This window comes from Croceicoccus esteveae (genome assembly GCF_031846435.1).
Taxonomy (GTDB): Bacteria; Pseudomonadota; Alphaproteobacteria; order Sphingomonadales; family Sphingomonadaceae; genus Croceicoccus; species Croceicoccus esteveae.
Genome location: NZ_JAVRHS010000005.1, coordinates 136075 through 150150, shown reverse-complemented (window position 1 = coordinate 150150; position 14076 = coordinate 136075). Strand labels below are relative to the sequence as shown.

The following is a 14076-nucleotide window of genomic DNA, read 5'->3' as shown; positions in this document are numbered from 1 at the left end:
CGCGGCAACCAGCATGACCAGCATCATATCACGCGACGCAGACCCCGACCTGCTGCCTGAAGGGCTGAGCGATCGCCTGCCTGCCGAGGCGGCTGCTGCCGGTCAGGTGACCCGTGCCATGGTGGATACGATGGTGTCGCACGGCTACGCGCCGGTGCAGCCGCCCCTGGTGGAGTTCGAGCGATCGCTCGCCAGCCGTATGGAAGGCACCGATCGGCGGCAACTGGTCCGTTATACCGACCCTGCTTCGCTGCGCATGCTGGCCATGCGGTCCGACATGACAGTGCAGATCGGGCGCATGGCCGCCACGGTGCTTCAGGACGCTCCAAGGCCGCTGCGGCTATGCTACGCAGGACAGGTGCTGACTCTGCGCGGCAATGGAGTGGAGCCGGAGCGGGAGCGGCTGCAGGTAGGCGCGGAGATTATTGGCGCTGATACTGCCGCTGCTGCGACAGAAAGCGTCCGGGTGGCAGTCGCGGCCATCAAGGCAGCCGGTGCGCGCGAGGTTTCGGTCGATTTTACCTTGCCTGATCTGGTGGATACGCTGGCAGCAGGTTCGCTGCCACTGAAAGGCAATGATGTTGCAGCGGTACGGCGCGAACTCGATGCAAAGGATGCCGGCGGATTGAAGTCGCTGGGTGCGCATGCCTATCTGCCGCTGCTTTATGCGACCGGCCCGTTTGACACAGCGATCGAGGATCTGGCGCGGATCGATGCAGGCGGCGCACTCGCCAGCCGCATTGCCGGACTGCGCCGCATTGCCGCCGCGCTTGGCGATGAGGCGCGGCTGACGCTTGACCCATCCGAACGACACGGCTTCGAATATCAAAGCTGGTTCGGGTTCACCCTTTATGCTGGCGGTTTGCGCAATGCGCTGGGCCGAGGCGGAACTTACCGCATCGGCAGCGAAAACGGTCATGACGAGGCGGCGACAGGATTCTCGCTCTATCCCGATCCGCTGATCCGGGCAGCGGCCGGCGTGATGCCTGCAAACAGGCTGTTCCTGCCCGAGGGCCATGACAGCGACGCTGCTGCCCGGTTGCGCGCGATCGGCTGGCAAACCGTTGCGGCCTTGGGCGAGGCGGATGACCCTGCCGCACTGGGCTGCACTCATGTCCTGCGCGGGCGGGAGCCGCAGCCGCTCTAACGCGGCGCGCGCGTCAGCAGAACGCGGCTGGATCGGGACCGCGCCGCCCATCGGCTGTGTCGAGCGCGTCGATCTGTGCCATCTGGTCGCGATCGAGATAGACCTGCATGGCGGCGCGATTGGCCTTCATGTGCGCGCGTGACGATGCCTTGGGAATGGGCGAGCAGCCATTTTGCATGTGCCAGCGCAGCACTACCGCTGCCGGTTCTGCGCCTGTTTGCGCGGCAATCTGCGCGATGACCGGGTGGTTCATTGCCGTTCCTGCACCAAGCGGCTGCCAGCTTTGTGTCACGATGCCACGCTCCTTGTGGAAAGCGCGCAGATCCCGTTGCTGGAACGTTGGGTGCAACTCCACCTGATTGACGGCCGGCGTGACGCCTGTCTCATCGATCAGGCGCTGAATATGCTCGGGGTTGAAATTGGAGACGCCGATCGAGCGGGCACGACCATCTGTCTGCAGTTCGATCATGGCTTTCCAGCTGTCCACGAACCGGTTCTGCTGCGGGCATGGCCAGTGAATGAGCAGCAGGTCGACCTCGTCGCGGCCAAGCTGTGCAAGCGACCGGTGAAAAGCGGCCTTCGTCTCATCGAAACCATGATCCGCGTTCCAGACTTTCGTGGTGATGAAAACATCGTGGCGCCCGGCAAGTGCCTTTCCTACGCCCTGCTCGTTCTCATAGAAAGCAGCAGTGTCGATCAGCCGGAACCCTTCCTCGACCGCGGCAGCAACAATGCCGGAGGTGTCTTCATTGTCGATGAGGTAGGTGCCAAAGCCAAGCTGCGGCATTTCGCGACCAGAGTTAAGGTGCAGGGTAGGAAAGGCGGTAGGGGCGTTCATCGGTGCTCCTTGCTGGTGGACAGGCAGGCCCTGTCGCGGACCGGTTACAGCCACGGCGCTCAAGATTTGCAGGTCGTCGCCGGGCAGAGATATTGTCGATTGTGCAGCAAAGCTGGCGTCGCCGCGCCGTTTTACAACCGCCCGCCTGATGTTTGCCTCCTCGTGCGTTGCCGTTGATGGCGTCTTGAGGCTGACTGTCAGCCCTGTTCCGGCACTGGCGCAGTGTGCGTCGTTCTGCCGGGGAACAGAACTTCGTCGAGCCAATTGTCCACCGCGCCGGTTGCAGGCTCATCCGGCCGGCCAAGGCGGTAGTTGATGGCGTTGTGCGCCTGCATGCCGCGTCCGGCAAAACCCAGCACGCGGGCGGGCGTTTCATGGCGACGCAGCGCATCGGCCAGCAAGCGGGCCTGCCGGGCCGAGTCGCGTTCCACATGCACCATCAGCACCGCGCGCGCATTGGGCTGCTGCGTGTGGGAAACAGGCGATAATGCGCGTTGCCGGGGCACAAGATTGCCAAAGCCCAATGTGTAAGCCATGCCAAGCCATGGCCCTGCATCAGCAATCTGCGCCGGCACGTCAAAAGCAGGTCCGTCGATCAGAACTGCTGCGGCAATGTCCTGCGGCGACATTGCCGAGCGGCCAAGATAGGTTGGATCGGTAGCGACCAGTGCCGCAAGGTGCGCGCCCGCACTGTGCCCCATCAGCACGACGCGATCCCGGTCGATGCCCAGCGTGTCGGCTCGCGACAGCAGCGCGGCGACGGCTGCGGCAACATCCGCTGCCTGCTCCTCTATCTCCGCTTCAGGCAACAGCCGGTAATTGATGGTGGCGAACTGATATCCTTTCCGGGTGTAGTGATGGATCTTTGCAGGACCTGTGGAGTCGCTCTTGTCCCCCGAAACCCAGGCGCCGCCGTGCACAAAAACGATCAGCGGCCGGGACGCGGCCGCTGACAGGCGTGCACCGGCCGCGATCGCCTGCTCATCACCGGCTCGCGGTTGTGCTGGATAGAAGTCGAATGCCTGCAGCGGATGAGAGCCGTACGCGATAATTTGTGGCCCGGCCTGCTCCCCTGCCCTGGGCTGGATCTTGGCCGGGGCCGGGGCTGTTGCTGGAACTGGAGCTGGGGCTGGGTTTTGCATTCGGGCCTGGTGGACGCCTGGCAGAGCTGGGCCGCTCACCCTGTTTGCCTGCGCAATTGCTGCTGCCGGCATAACAATCATGATCGCAGCGGCGATGAAGCCAGGCACCACTCTGGCAGGCTGTCTGCGGCGATACTTTGACATGGCATTATTCCTCGTGTGTTCGAGCGCCTGGCGTTCGGCTGATGCCCGGGCAATCAGCCGCGTTCCTGGTGGCGGTTGTCATTCCTGTCCTTGCCCCCTGCTCCAAGCCCCCCTAAGGCCCGCGCGGGCTTTACCATTGCTTAAGGGCAGGACAGAAAATTGGCGAACGTCACGGTTATCGGCGCTCAATGGGGCGATGAGGGCAAGGGAAAGATCGTGGACTGGCTCGCCAGTCGCGCCGACGCTGTCGTCAGGTTCCAGGGTGGGCACAATGCCGGCCATACGCTGGTGGTGGGCGACATCACTTACAAGCTGTCGCTGCTGCCATCGGGCATCGTTACCGGCACATTATCAATCATCGGCAATGGTGTCGTGCTCGATCCCTGGGCGCTGAAGGCAGAGATCGAGCGGTTGACTGAACAGGGTGTCACCATCGACGCGGAAAATTTCGCCATTGCTGACAATTGCGCACTGATCCTGCCGCTGCACCGGGATCTTGACGCGTTGCGCGAAACCGCGGCCGGGCAGGGCAGGATCGGCACCACCGGGCGCGGCATCGGCCCTGCGTATGAAGACAAGGTCGGCCGCCGTGCCATTCGCGTGTGTGATCTTGCCCATCTCGACGCATTGGGGCCGCAGCTTGACCGGCTGTGTGCGCACCACGATGCGCTGCGCAACGGTTTTGGTCAGGACCCGGTCGACCGCGACGCCCTGCTGGACGATCTGCGCGAAATTGCCGACTATGTGCTTCAATATGCGCAGCCTGTGTGGAAACGGCTGAAGAAGGTGCGCAAGGCAGGCGCGCGCATCCTGTTCGAAGGCGCACAAGGCGTGCTGCTCGATGTCGATCATGGCACTTACCCGTTTGTCACAAGTTCCAACACGGTGAGCGGCGCTGCGGCCGCGGGCTCCGGGCTTGGCCCCGGCAGCACCGGCTTTGTGCTTGGCATCGTCAAGGCTTACACCACCCGGGTCGGCTCCGGCCCGTTTCCGACCGAGCTCGACGATGCCATGGGCCAGCGGCTTGGCGAACGTGGGCATGAATTCGGCACGGTCACCGGACGCAAGCGCCGCTGCGGCTGGTTCGATGCGGTGCTGGTACGGCAAAGCTGCGCCATATCAGGGGTGACGGGTATCGCGTTCACCAAGCTTGACGTGCTGGACGGGTTCGAAACGGTCCGTATCTGCACTGGCTACAGGCTTGATGGCCGCATCCTCGACTATCTGCCCGCGCATGCCGCCGATCAAAGCCGGGTTGAGCCGATTTATGAGGACATGGAAGGCTGGCAGGCGACCACGGCCGGCGCTCGCAGCTGGGCCGAGTTGCCAGCACAAGCGATCAAATACATCCAGCGCGTGCAGGAGCTTATCGAGACGCCGGTGGCGCTGGTATCGACCAGCCCGGAGCGGGAAGACACCATACTGGTCCGCGACCCCTTCCTCGACTGATCCGGCTGGCGAACATGGCAGAGGCTTGCACACAATCTTGACGTGTGACGATCCATCGGCAAGGATTGGCCCATCGGCAAGGATCGGCTGATAACCAGGGGGGTGAAATCATGGGGCAAGCAACAGCGCCGTTCAGCTACAGCTTGGAAGGTGGGACTTCATCCGACAAAAGCTCTGCGAAAGTGTCGATCTTTGCCGACCGGGCGCTTCTGCGCCAGACCTTGTCCGATCAGGCGCAGGAGGTCGGGCTCATGGTTGCGCATTGCGAAACGCTCGACCGGCTGCGCGCGGGCGATGCGCTTGCGCTGGGCGATGTTGTCCTGGTTGACATACCGGCGCTTACCGCAGCGTGTCTTGCGGCATTGCTGCATCTTGATGCACGGGCGGAACGCAACGGAACACAGCTGGTCGTGTCCACCACGCCAGACGCTCTCGACATGGTGTTTGCCTGCCTGGTAAAATCAGATGCGCAAATTCTTGTCAATCCGGGCGACGCGGATCGAGCACTTGCGCTTGGCATTGCGCTTGCGCGGCAACCCGGCGCAGCGGTTCGCGAGATGGCGGTGGAGGACAGGGTGGCGCTTGTCCGGCTGACGGAGCAGGTTGGGATGCTGGCACGCCGCATCGAAGGGCTGACGCAGACAGACGCTGCTGTATTGGCACCTGAAGCTGCCGACCAGACCTCGGCTGGCGACATGAATGCCAACCAGATCTCGGCGTCATCCGGCGCCACACAACCTCTGGCGGATCTGCCGCCGGCTGCGTTGCTGCGTGAAATAATACGCCACCGGCAACAGCGCAGCCGCTTCTTTGATGCCGAGTTGTTCGCTGATCCGGCCTGGGATATCCTGCTCGATCTGACAGCTGCAAAGGCAGAGCAGCGGCAGGTGTCGGTGTCCAGCCTTTGTATTGCCGCCTGTGTCCCGCCGACGACCGCCTTGCGCTGGATCGGGCAGCTGACTGATGCCGGCCTGTTGCAGCGGGTGCAGGATCAGTCCGACCGCCGCCGTGTGTTCATCGCGATGACGCAAAAGGCCACTCAGGCAATGGCGGGATATTTCGCTCGGGTGGGCAGCGAATTACGGATCGTTTAGGAAGGTTGAAGCAGCTGTGCTTCAATCCCTTGCCTCCACGCAGCAGACGGTCTAGGGACGCCTCGCCCCAAGGGCAACGGAGCGGTGGCCGAGTGGTCGAAGGCGCACGCCTGGAAAGTGTGTATACGGTAACCCTGTATCGTGGGTTCGAATCCCACCCGCTCCGCCACTTCGGAACAACGGTGGGCACTCCGCCCACCGCCGAGGCTACGCCGTTCGCGGCGAGCACGCGCAACAGATTGCTCTTCGAGCCCATGATGCGGACTTCCTCGCGATCGACTTCCACCCGTTGCGCGAGCGCACGCAGATGATCGCGCCGGTAGCCGCCGCCCTCCAGCCGGATACGTCGCCGCGCGGTCGATGCGAACTCGCGCAGCATCGTCGGCGTGATCGCCTGCTGGGTCGAGCTTACGAGCAGCGCTGAGGCGCGCTCGGCATCCGCTCGCGCCTGATCGCGGGTCGCCTTCAATCCATCGATGCGAACCTTGAGCGCCGGATCATCGAGATCGGCGATTCCACTTTCGATTGCGTCATAGAGCCGCTTCAAACGCAGCTCGGTCTCCGCAGCGCGCCGGTTCAACTCCGCGATATGCTCCCGGCGCCGCTCGGATCGTTCTTGCCGGCGATCCAGAACCTCGGACAACACAACCTCAAGCCTGTTGGGATCGAGCAGCCGTTCCGCCAGATGATTGGCGACAAGATCGTCCAGCCGCTCCATCGCCACGGTCATGCCTTCACACGCCGTCACGCCCTGCCGCGCCTTCATCGAGCAGGTGTAATAGCGATAGCGCCCGCCCTTGCCGGTCCGGATCGTCATTGCGCCACCGCACTTGCCGCAGTGGATCAGTCCCGTCAGCAGCGTCGGGCCGCCGACGACCTGCGGGTGGGCGACTTTCGGGCTGCGTGCCTTCAAATGCGCCTGCACCGCATCGAACCTCGCCTGGTCGATGATCGCCGGAACCTCGACCGCGATCACTTCGGTGGCAGGCTTCAATTCCTTGCTCTTGCCGCGCTTGTTGAACTCGTGTCGGCCCGCATAGGTGGCGCGCGTCAGCATCCGATGCACCGTGCCGATGCCCCAGCGCCCACCGTCGCGGGTGAAGATGCGGCGCTCGTTGAGATACTTGGTGATCGTCTTGACGCCCATCGGGCCGGACGTGCCGTCGCCTTCCAGCGCCAGCTTGAACGCCAGCCGCACCGTGTCGGCATGAAGCGGGTCGATTTCCAGTTTCTTCTTGGTCTTCGCGCCCCGCTGCTCGGCCGCGACGACGCGATAGCCGATCGGCGGCAGCGAGCCGTTCCAGAAGCCCTGTCGCGCGTTTTCCTTCAAGGCGCGCAGGACGTGCTTGGCGTTCTCCTTGGACTGATACTCGTCAAACAGCGCCATGATCTGGCGCATCATGACGTGCATCGGATCGTCGCCCATCTCCTGGGTGATGGAGAGCAGCTTGACGCCGTTCTTGGCGAGCTTGCGGACGTAAAACTCCAGCTCGAAATGATCGCGAAAGAAGCGCGAGAAGCTGTGGACCACCACCACGTCAAACGGTGCCGGCTTGCTCGTTCCGGCCTCGATCATGCGCTGGAACTCGGGTCGGCGGTCGTTGGTGGCAGATGCGCCTGCCTCTACGAACGTATCGACCAGCTCCAATCCCCGCGACAGGCAATAGGCTTCGCCCTGCTTGCGCTGATCCGGGATCGAGACGTCATGCTCGGCCTGCCGCGCTGTTGAGACGCGCAGGTAAAGGGCGGCGCGCAGCGGCACGGTCATCGCGGCATCCTCACATCATTGGCACGGCCCGAACAGCTCGTCGAAGACATCGCCGAACCATGCCTCGAACACGTCCACTTCGGCGCTCGTGACCGGAACGCGCTCGGGCCAGTCGTCGGTGACGGTCCAGGTCGCAAGATCGTCTTTGGGCGGCCGACCCACATGAAGCTGAGCCGAGTTGACCGGCAATCGGACATAATCGAGCAAGTCGTCCGGGCAGTACGCAGGACGGCGCGGCGTTCGGCGACGAGGCTTGCGAGTCGTGGCCATCCAGACAGGGTGCCGCCGGCCTTACTCTCGCGCAAAGGCTCCGACACAGCGTAGCGCAGATAGGGACGGACGGCGGCGCGGTTCATGGCTCGCCCCACGGGTTGACCACCGTGATGCCGCAGTCGGCGAAGTCGGTCACGTTGCGAGTCGCCAGCCGCGCCCCTCGCGAGCGGACGATGGCCGCGATCTGCGCGTCGATCTGGCTGATCGGCTGGCCGCCCTTCCGCCGCCCGGCCGCGATATCGGGATAGGCGTTTGCAGCATCGGTATCGAACGGCAGCACGCGCCCGGCGAGATCGACATCGAACATCGGCTGCGCGGCCGCCATTAGTGCATCACGGCGGCGTCCCTCGGGCAGCAGCGCCAGACCGTAGAAGATTTCCGCCTGCGTCAGCGTGGTCGTGAACACCCCCGCCATCGGCTGCTCGCCCATCCAGGCCATCACCGCCGCGTCCGGCTCGCGCCGCATCAGCTCGGAGATGACGTTGGTATCAAGGACGATCATTCGCCGAAGTCCACCGGCGGCCGGATCGCCTCGCGCGGTACGTCGGGCAGATCGACACCGCCCAGCGGGCCGAACCTCTCATGGATCGCTTGAGCGAGATTGCGAGGGCGTGGATCGTCTGTGGACAGCGCCGAGCGCAGAATGTCGCGCGCCTCGTCTTCCATCGACCGGCCATTGACGGCTGCGCGCACGCGGAGGCGCTTCTTGATGACATCGTCGATGTTTCGGATCGTCATGACCGCCATGCCGGCCTCCATAAGTCAATGACTTCATATTAGTCGATGCTGGTGTATATTACAAGGTCAGAGGGTTGGCGCCTCCCTGCGGGACCGCCGCTCTATCTGCGCTGCGCTCCGACCGAACCCCTGACGGGTTTCGGCCCTGCCGGGTGACGATCAGCATGGCGGGGCGCTGGCGCGCCGGGCCGCACGCGGTTTCAATAGAGCGCACTCTGCGACTTCTACGAAGCCGACAGGGTGCGCGCCTTATCGTAGCCGCGTGGCACACTTGCTCTGCCCGGAGGGTGCGGCGGCGGCTGGCCCCCAGGCCCGCGCGCACGCCGCCGCGGCGCCCGGTCGCCGCAAGGGTGCCTTCATTGGTGGCGCCGCGGACGCGGCGCGGCTGCTTGGGGCGCTGCCCCCGGCGCCCTTCGGAGCGGCTTCCGCCCAGCTTCCCTCGCTTCGCTCAGTGCAGCCGGTTCCCCGCGAAGCCGCCCACTCCGGTTGCACCCCCGGTCTCGCCGACGGGCAGGGTTTCAGCGCGGCGCTCCGCTGCGCGGAAACCCAAGCCCAAGGAGCAGCAAGATGACCGTTACCGTTCAGACCGAAGCCGTCAGTGGCGTCGAGATTTTCGTGCCGCTGAACAAGCTCAAGAAGTCCCCCAACAACGCCCGGAAGGTGCCGCATGGGGAAGCCGCCATCGAGGCGCTGGCCGCTTCGATCCAGTACAAGGGGCTGATCCAGAACCTTGTCGTGGAACCGGAAACCAAGGAGGACGGGACGCCGACCGGCTGTTACCTCGTCACCGCTGGCGAGGGTCGCAGGCTGGCGATGCTGTTGCGCGCCAAACGCAAGCAGATCAAGAAGTCCGAGCCGGTGCGCTGCTGGCTGGATACGCAGAACGATCCCGCCGAGGTGAGCCTTGACGAGAACGTAACCCGGACCCCATGCACCCCGCCGACCAGTTCGAGCGGTTCCGCGAGCTTGCGGACGGCAAGGGCTGGGGCGCGGGGGAAATCGGTGCGCGGTTCGGCGTGTCGGGCAATGTGGTGAAGCAGCGGCTTCGCCTTGGTGCCGTCTCTCCCAAGCTGTTGCAGATCTATCGTGAGGATGGCCTTACGCTGGACCAGCTTATGGCCTTCGCCATTACCGAGGACCATGCCCGGCAGGAGCAGGTGTTCGAGGGGCTGCATCACAATCGCGAGCCGTGGATCATCCGGCGCGACATGACCGCCGCCAACGTGCCCGCCGCCGACCGGCGCGCGGTGTTCGTCGGGGCTGACGCCTATATCGAGGCGGGCGGCCACATCATCCGTGACCTGTTCAGCGAGGATCGGGGCGGGTTCTTCGAGGATGCGGGGCTGCTCGACATGCTCGCCGCCGAGAAACTGCGCGAGATCGCGGGCGAGGTTCAGGCCGAAGGCTGGAAATGGACCGAGGCGCATATCGACTATCCTCACGCCCACGGAATGCGGCGTTTCTATCCGCAGACCATCGCTCTGTCCGACGAGGACGAGGCGCGGCTGGAGGCACTGTCCGCCGAGCATGACGAGCTTGCCGAAGGCTATTCGTCCTATGACGAGATGCCCGAGGACGTGGCGACGAAGCTGGAGGCGGTGTCCGACGAGATCGACGCCATTTCGGCCAAGCGTTCGGCCTACGACGCTAGCGTGACCGCGCATGGCGGCGCGTTCGTCGTGCTTCACCATGACGGCACGGTCAGGATTGAGCGGGGTTTCGTCCGTCTCGAGGATGAGGCGCTGGCCGACCCGCAGCCGGAGCCGGAAGCCGAGGGCGATGAGACGGCCCCGGAGGCCGTGGAGGTTGAGCAGGCCGAAGACGGTGACGAGGACGTGCGGGAGATCGAGGAAGATGACGAGGAACCGGGTAAGCCGATTTCCGACAGCCTCACCCGCGACCTGTCCGCCCATCGGACGCTGGCCCTTCGCGTGGCGCTTGGTGAGCGGCCCGATCTGGCGCTGATCGCCCTGACCCACACGCTCACGGTGCAACTGTTCTACAGCTACGCCGAGGCCGGTTGCCTTGAGGTTCGTCCGACCGTGACGCCGCTTGGCAGCCATGCGGACGGGATCGAGGACATGCCGCTGGCCGCTAGGGCGAACGAGGCGCGCGAGGCGTGGGCCGAGCGGATGCCGCGTGACGTGGCAGACCTCTGGGGCTTCATCGTCGGGCTGGACGTGGAGAAGCGGCTTGCGCTGCTGGCGCATTGCGCGTCCCGTACCGTCAATGCGCTGCGCCTGCCGTGGGACCGCAAGCCCCGCTCGCTGCAAACGGCGGATAGGCTGGCGACTGCGCTGGCACTGGACGTGGCGAAGGACTGGACGCCCACCGTGGACAGCTACCTTGGCCGCGTCACCAAGGCGCATATCGTCGAGGCCGTCACTGAAGGCGTGTCGGAGGATGCCGCCCGCCGGATCACGGACATGAAGAAGCCGGATATGGCGCAGGCCGCCGAGCAACTTCTGGCCGGGACCGGCTGGTTGCCTGCGATCCTGCGGACCCCCGAGCCGGAGGCGGATCAGCCCGCACAGGCCGAGGCTCCCGGGACCGTGGAGCAGCCGTCCGAAGCGGAGGCCCCCGATACCGGAGCGGAGGACGGCGAAGCGTCGTATGCCGTCGCCGCCGAATAGCGGCATTGGGCTGGGGCCGCGCGAGCGGTCCCGGCCTTCTTTCGTCGCCCCTAAAAATCGCGGCCGCGCCCTCTCCGGGCGCGGCCGCTTCGTTCTTGATGGCTCTAAGCGTGACCGATACCTCTTGGGGATGACATTGCTGCGTGAGATCGTCGACGATGCCTTGGCCGACTTCGAGCGCGTGGCCGAGCTCGCCCGCTCGCCCTGCGCGGCCTCCACGATCGAAGTTCAAATCGCCGATCCGCCCCACCGGCAGCCAGCCAGCCTCCCCACCGGTAAGATGGCGGTCTATGCCTTCTTCCACGATGGCCAGGCACTGAAGGTGGGCAAGGCCGGCGCCAAGAGCGCGGCGCGCTACACCTCGCAGCACTACAATCCCAACAGCGCCATGAGCACGCTGGCGCGATCCATCGTGACGAACCCCGCCAAGCTCGGGCTCACGGCTCTAGACGATGCTGCCGTTGGAGGCTGGATCAGGGAGAATACGGCCCGTGTGAATCTATTGATCCCGGCGTCCTTGGGCTTGCCGATCCTGAGCTTGCTCGAAGCCTTCCTCCATGTTCGCTGGAAGCCGCTCTTTGAAGGTCGAAGCGTCCCCGACTCGATAGAGCCCGTGGCCGGCTCCGTTGCCCGCCAGTTCATGGAAGGTGGCAGGTGAGCGTCTCGGCGTCGAAGAACAATCTCGTCCACGAGCTTTTCGTGCGGACGGCGGACGAGAACTACATCACCGCGCGCTGGTGCGCGATCAATCGCCTCAACACCGACTTCCTCTGGCTGGCCGTCCACGCGCTTGAGAAATATTTGAAGGCGGTGCTGCTGGTGAACGGCGGCACGTCCAAGGGTTACGGACACGACATCGTCAGGCTCTATGCCGACGTGCGGGCGCTCGCCGGCCCGCTGTTGCCCGACAGGCTGCAGAAGCCCGCCGATCTCGACATCCATCACTGGTTCGAGCGGTCGGCGGAGGACTTCATCGCCCACCTGCTGCGCAACGGCAACGCCGACAACCGCTATCTGATCTACGGCTGGGTGACGCGCAGCGAGGACCTCCACATGCTGTACGAGATGGTGTTCGCCGTCCGCCGCCTGATCTGCCCGCTCGATAGCCGGATGTTCCCGCGTAACGATCCCGGCGCGCCGACCGTGACCCACCGGGACATCCTGACACGACAGCCGGAATATTATGGCCGTATGGCCATGCCGCTCGACGATCTCGTCTGGGCCAAGGACGAATCGGGCGCCCGCGGGGCGGCGCTCAACCTCAACATGGCCTTTGCGCCAGAGGACTATCCGCACGAGCCGATGCAAGGCGGCAGCTCGTCACGCAATCCGGTCATCATCCGCCGCATCCTCGATCCGCTGGAAAGCGACGACCCGCGCTGGGCGGCCGAAGGCGTCGAGATCTCCCGATGGTTTCTCGCAAACGTGCAGGTTCCAAAGGGCAAGCCGGCGGATCCCGGCGTGACCGAACAGATCCAGGACGCGATCGAGGCTGCCCGCGCCAAGCACGGTCTGCCCTAGCTCGAAGCCAAATCGCCTGATCATTCCGCGGGATCGCAACACCACGCCCGCACGGCCTCTCCAATGGCTGGTTTGGCCGGGGACGTCTCCGCCTCGCTCGCCCTCTGCGCAACGGCGCGGCCACGGCTTTTTTCCGCCGCCTGCGGCTTTGCATCGCGATGACAAAAAAGCCGCGTCCGCGCCGTCCTCCGCTGCGCTTTCGCCCTCCTGCAAACGCCGGTCGATCTGAGGTGACTGACGACAACGACAGCTCTCATCCTTGGACAGGAGCATGCCGATGATGCAATCATCGCTCCATGCCTTGTTTTCCGCTGCGCTGGAGCCGCGGTGTACGCGAGGCACTTTTGCATTGTCTCCGCGCCACGATAGGCGGGAGTAGATGGGCCAGCATGGCGGCGGCCGATGAGGCTGGGGCGGGACATATCATTGCGCAAAAGCTCTGGCCGGTTCTGCCTGCATGCAGGGCGATGTGTTTGAGTTCCCCGGGTTTGCACAAGATTTTTCGATCAGGCGACGTCGTTTGTACATCTCGGCGTCGATGGCGAGTGGGCTGAGGCGGTTTCTCCGTTGCGAGATGACCATTTTTGCCCCGCGTTGGCCGAGTTCTCCGGCAAACCGGTTGGCATTGAACGCCTTGTCGCCAGCCAGGGCATCGAAGTCGATGCTGTCGATCAGCGGTGCAACGTAGATGCTGTTCACAGCGGTTTGCTGGCAGGAGCTTGGAGCGGACGAGATTGCCCAAGGCATCCGCCATTACCAGAATACGGGTTGGTATGCCGCCTTTGAAACGGCCAATGACCGGCCTCTCAGCCTACGGGTTTGCGCCAAGGCCGTGCCGGTGAACTTTGACGATGGTGGCATCAACCATGGCGTATTTCCTGTCGGGTGCTTCTGACCGAACAATTAAAAATCGAAACGATCTGCTTCACGCCAGCCACGGAAGCGGCGGAACGTTGTGCTCCGATTGCCAAACCCCGGTGGCACATTGCGCAAGGGACTGCCCGTCCGAACCATCCACAGCACAGCCTCCATGAACAGCCGGTCGTTCCCCCCGCTCCGTCACGGCCAGTCGGACGGTCGGTCGGCTTGCGCGAACAGTGTGGTTCCACCTTTGTCCATTGCGCATCGGTCATGACAAGGCGACCCAGCCAAAGCGGCAATCACATGTTGGACAAAGTGGGGATCTTAAAACCTTGCAATTTTCAGACTGGTTGACGGTCGCCGCATCATGTCCACCGACTGCGCCAATGGGCGCATGGGTCATGATCAACGCGCCTTGGCACGAGTGGGAATTCAACGAATCCGACGAGATTGGCTGATTGGCGATGA

13 protein-coding genes, 1 tRNA gene and 2 pseudogenes are annotated in these 14076 nt (G+C 64.2%); 8 read left to right on the top strand and 8 right to left on the bottom strand.

Going from position 1 to position 14076, the window contains the following annotated elements; genetic code table 11:
• Nucleotides 1-13: 13 nt before the first annotated feature.
• A complete protein-coding gene (locus RM533_RS08240; RefSeq protein ID WP_311340742.1) occupies nucleotides 14-1147 on the top strand; it encodes an ATP phosphoribosyltransferase regulatory subunit in 1134 nt (377 codons plus the stop codon).
• Between the two features lie 13 nt (nucleotides 1148-1160).
• Here RM533_RS08240 and RM533_RS08235 read toward each other — a convergent pair whose 3' ends face one another.
• Nucleotides 1161-1985: an aldo/keto reductase gene (locus tag RM533_RS08235; protein ID WP_311340741.1), complete on the bottom strand. Its 825-nt coding sequence runs from the start codon at nucleotides 1983-1985 to the stop codon at nucleotides 1161-1163.
• Between the two features lie 197 nt (nucleotides 1986-2182).
• Nucleotides 2183-3127, bottom strand: a complete 945-nt coding sequence (locus RM533_RS08230; protein ID WP_311340740.1) for an alpha/beta hydrolase — start codon at nucleotides 3125-3127, stop codon at nucleotides 2183-2185.
• A gap of 303 nt (nucleotides 3128-3430) precedes the next feature.
• Between RM533_RS08230 and RM533_RS08225 the strand changes: the two genes are divergently transcribed.
• From RM533_RS08225 to RM533_RS08215, 3 genes are all read left to right on the top strand, one after another.
• Complete coding sequence (locus RM533_RS08225) at nucleotides 3431-4720, top strand: adenylosuccinate synthase (RefSeq protein WP_311340739.1); 1290 nt, start codon at nucleotides 3431-3433, stop codon at nucleotides 4718-4720.
• A gap of 110 nt (nucleotides 4721-4830) precedes the next feature.
• Entirely contained in the window at nucleotides 4831-5814 is a 984-nt protein-coding gene (locus RM533_RS08220) for a winged helix DNA-binding protein (RefSeq protein WP_311340738.1), read from the top strand.
• Between the two features lie 78 nt (nucleotides 5815-5892).
• A tRNA-Ser gene (locus RM533_RS08215) sits at nucleotides 5893-5983 on the top strand.
• 573 nt (nucleotides 5984-6556) lie between these two features.
• Here the strand turns inward: RM533_RS08215 and RM533_RS08210 are convergent.
• The 4 genes and pseudogenes from RM533_RS08210 to RM533_RS08195 all read right to left on the bottom strand — a co-directional run.
• Nucleotides 6557-7582: pseudogene (locus RM533_RS08210) on the bottom strand (recombinase family protein); the annotation flags it as partial.
• A gap of 15 nt (nucleotides 7583-7597) precedes the next feature.
• Nucleotides 7598-7852 (bottom strand): hypothetical protein, encoded by a 255-nt coding sequence (locus RM533_RS08205; protein ID WP_311340737.1) that lies wholly within the window; start codon nucleotides 7850-7852, stop codon nucleotides 7598-7600.
• Nucleotides 7853-7934: 82 nt separating this feature from the next.
• On the bottom strand, nucleotides 7935-8357 hold the full coding sequence (locus RM533_RS08200; protein WP_311340736.1) for a type II toxin-antitoxin system VapC family toxin: 423 nt from the start codon (nucleotides 8355-8357) through the stop codon (nucleotides 7935-7937).
• A complete protein-coding gene (locus tag RM533_RS08195) occupies nucleotides 8354-8602 on the bottom strand; it encodes a FitA-like ribbon-helix-helix domain-containing protein (protein ID WP_311340735.1) in 249 nt (82 codons plus the stop codon). The genes RM533_RS08200 and RM533_RS08195 overlap by 4 nt, the downstream gene beginning before the upstream one ends.
• Nucleotides 8603-9160: 558 nt before the next feature.
• Between RM533_RS08195 and RM533_RS08190 the strand changes: the two are divergent.
• From RM533_RS08190 to RM533_RS08180, 3 genes and pseudogenes are all read left to right on the top strand, one after another.
• A pseudogene (locus RM533_RS08190) lies at nucleotides 9161-11226 on the top strand (ParB/RepB/Spo0J family partition protein).
• Nucleotides 11227-11356: 130 nt separating this feature from the next.
• A complete protein-coding gene (locus RM533_RS08185) occupies nucleotides 11357-11884 on the top strand; it encodes a hypothetical protein (protein WP_311340734.1) in 528 nt (175 codons plus the stop codon).
• Nucleotides 11881-12747, top strand: coding sequence for a HEPN domain-containing protein (locus RM533_RS08180; protein WP_311340733.1), 867 nt, complete (start codon nucleotides 11881-11883; stop codon nucleotides 12745-12747). The genes RM533_RS08185 and RM533_RS08180 overlap by 4 nt, the downstream gene beginning before the upstream one ends.
• Before the next feature lie 423 nt (nucleotides 12748-13170).
• Here RM533_RS08180 and RM533_RS08175 read toward each other — a convergent pair whose 3' ends face one another.
• Entirely contained in the window at nucleotides 13171-13446 is a 276-nt protein-coding gene (locus tag RM533_RS08175; protein ID WP_311340732.1) for a hypothetical protein, read from the bottom strand.
• On the opposite strand from RM533_RS08175, the gene RM533_RS08170 reads away from it, so the two are divergent.
• On the top strand, nucleotides 13436-13642 hold the full coding sequence (locus RM533_RS08170) for a hypothetical protein (RefSeq protein ID WP_311340731.1): 207 nt from the start codon (nucleotides 13436-13438) through the stop codon (nucleotides 13640-13642). The genes RM533_RS08175 and RM533_RS08170 overlap by 11 nt on opposite strands.
• Nucleotides 13643-13650: 8 nt before the next feature.
• Here RM533_RS08170 and RM533_RS13670 read toward each other — a convergent pair whose 3' ends face one another.
• Nucleotides 13651-13785: a transposase gene (locus RM533_RS13670; protein WP_432265051.1), complete on the bottom strand. Its 135-nt coding sequence runs from the start codon at nucleotides 13783-13785 to the stop codon at nucleotides 13651-13653.
• Between the last annotated feature and the right edge of the window lie 291 nt (nucleotides 13786-14076).